At 48.3% G+C, this 451-nt stretch carries 1 protein-coding gene; it reads left to right on the top strand.

What is annotated here, in order from left to right; genetic code table 11:
* The coding region (locus CEX98_RS21985) for an ISAs1 family transposase (RefSeq protein WP_143484376.1) at positions 1 to 437 on the top strand (437 nt) is incomplete at its 5' end.
* Between the last annotated feature and the right edge of the window lie 14 nt (positions 438 to 451).

The following is a 451-nucleotide window of genomic DNA, read 5'->3' as shown; positions in this document are numbered from 1 at the left end:
TCAGCAATGGTCATGGACGCCAGGAAACCCGCATCACTTATGCTCTGAAGGCAGACAAACTGCCCGAAGAGATAAAAGAAAAATGGCCCGGGATCACTTCATTAGTCGCGGTTGAAAGACACCGTAAGCCTGGCCCGACAACAAAAATAGACACGCACTTTTATGTTACTTCTGTCGGACCAGATGCACAGATGTTGCAAAAAGCTATCCGCCATCATTGGCACATCGAGAACCAACAGCATTGGGTGTTGGACGTCGTGTTTAAGGAAGATGCTTGCCAAATCAGCGAACCGATTTCGGCGGAAAACATGGCGTTGTTCAGACGAGTCGTTCGTAATCTGGTAAAGCAGCACACAGGTCGTAAAGATTCGATACGTGGCAAGTGCGTTCGGGCCAGTTTTGACGATGAATTCAGGGCCGAGCTTATCTTCGGTTAATGGTCGTTAACGAA

The sequence above is a fragment of the Pseudoalteromonas piscicida genome, from assembly GCF_002744175.1.
GTDB lineage: Bacteria > Pseudomonadota > Gammaproteobacteria > Enterobacterales > Alteromonadaceae > Pseudoalteromonas > Pseudoalteromonas piscicida_B.
Note: the sequence above shows the minus strand (reverse complement) of the source record. Positions and strands in the feature narration are given on the sequence as shown.